This is a genomic window from Gordonia lacunae (assembly GCF_002149015.1).
Lineage (GTDB): Bacteria > Actinomycetota > Actinomycetes > Mycobacteriales > Mycobacteriaceae > Gordonia > Gordonia lacunae.
Window position 1 is genome coordinate 1 of sequence record NZ_NGFO01000080.1, and the last position, 1,609, is coordinate 1,609.

The following is a 1,609-nucleotide window of genomic DNA, read 5'->3' on the forward strand; positions in this document are numbered from 1 at the left end:
GTGTCGGGGAGGTGGCGGGCGGTGTGGTCGAAGGGGCGGGAGAACCGGCGGTACCCCCGCCATACCCACCATCGCTGTACCCACCGTCGCCGCTGTACCCACCGTCGCCGCTGTACCCACCGTCGCCGCTGCCGCTGTAGCCCTGACCGCCACTGCCTTGGTCATAGCTCGGGGTGGACGGTGTTTGAGCGGTACCCAGGTCTCCTGTGGTGGCTTCGGGAGGCGTTGGTGTGCTGGGAGTTTGGGGCGGATTGTTGATGGTGTCTTGGGGTTTTGCGGGTGGTTTGGAGGGCTTCTCATCGGGGTCGGCGAGGATGGGGTAGCGGGCGTCGGGGGCGGGGCGGATGTGTTGGATGAGGTCGCCGTTGGCGTCGACGGTGTACCAGGTCTTTTGCGGTTGCCCGGCGGCGTCGAAGGCCCAGGGCCGGGCGATCTGCCGGACCGGGTTGCCGTCGCGGTCGTAGACCGTTGCTGAGCCGTCACGGTTGACGGCGGTACGTCCGCCCGGGGGCACGTTCATCGCGAACCGGTAGCTGGTGGGGCTGGTCTCGTCGTGCATCAGGACAAGCCGTGATGTGCCGATCTGGCCGCGGGTGTGCCCGCCTCGGGTGAGCAATGCGGACCGGGTGCGGGGATGGGCGGCGGCGATCGCGGCGGCGCCGGCGATAATCCAGACCGGCAGTGGGATCGACGCATCTTCGTCGTCGGTGGCGGTGGCGGTGGCGGTGCCGGTGTCGCGGCCGGCGGGCTGCGGCCCCAAGCCTGGAGTGTTCGTGGGGGTTTCGTCACCTCCGACGGCCGGTGGCGGCGACAGTGCCGGCGGAACACGCACAGATGGTTGGCCGGGGACAGCATCGGGTTGCGATGCAGTCGAAGGGACAGCGCTGTTGACTGCCGGCGGCGACCCACCGGGCGCGGGCCGAAGGCCGGGTGAGGGTTGCTGTCCGGGGACGGGGACGATGGGTGTGCCGTTGCCGTCGCCGGGGCCTGGTCCGGGGTTGCCGGCGATGCCGGGTCCGCCGGTGGAGCCTGGGTTACCTGGTGTGGTCGGGGTGGCAGGTGTGTTTTGGGTGGGTGGTGGGGTGTAAGTGGGGACGCTGATGCAGGGCCAGCCGGGTCCGTATTGGGCGCGCATCTGGTCGCAGAGTGGGTCGGCGTGTGCGGGCGAGGAGGGTCCGGTGAGCGCGGCTGTGGCGAGCGCGATGATGCCGGCCAGGGTTCCTGTCAGGGCGAGAAGTGTTGCTGCGCTGCGTGTTCGGGGCCATCCATTGTGATTTGTGGGGCGGTGGGTCATTGGTTGCCGACGACTTTGGCGAGGATGGCGTCGGCGCCGGTCCAGAACCAGCGTCCGGCGATGGACATGAGGAGGAAGAAGCCGAGGAACACCGGGATCTGTCCCCATTGTTGTGACCATTGGGCGAGGTGGGTGAGGTTGGCTGCGGCCAGGACCAGCAGGGCGCATCCGGCGACGAACAGGACCGCTTTCAGAACAGGAAAACCACCGCGATCGTCCTCGGCGCCGGGGGTCTGGCTGGCGGCGGAATGGCGTGACGGTGTGCGCGATTCGGCGCCGGTGGTGGGTGTGGTCATGGCGGTGGGTCTCCTGGAC

General features: G+C 69.0%; 1 protein-coding gene and 1 pseudogene. Both read right to left on the reverse strand.

Annotated features, from left to right (window positions below; translation table 11 throughout):
* Positions 1-760 (reverse strand): annotated as a pseudogene (locus CA982_RS26630) (hypothetical protein); the annotation flags it as partial.
* 530 nt (positions 761-1,290) lie between these two features.
* A partial coding sequence (locus CA982_RS26200) for a hypothetical protein (protein WP_341865045.1) occupies positions 1,291-1,609 on the reverse strand: 319 nt, incomplete at its 5' end.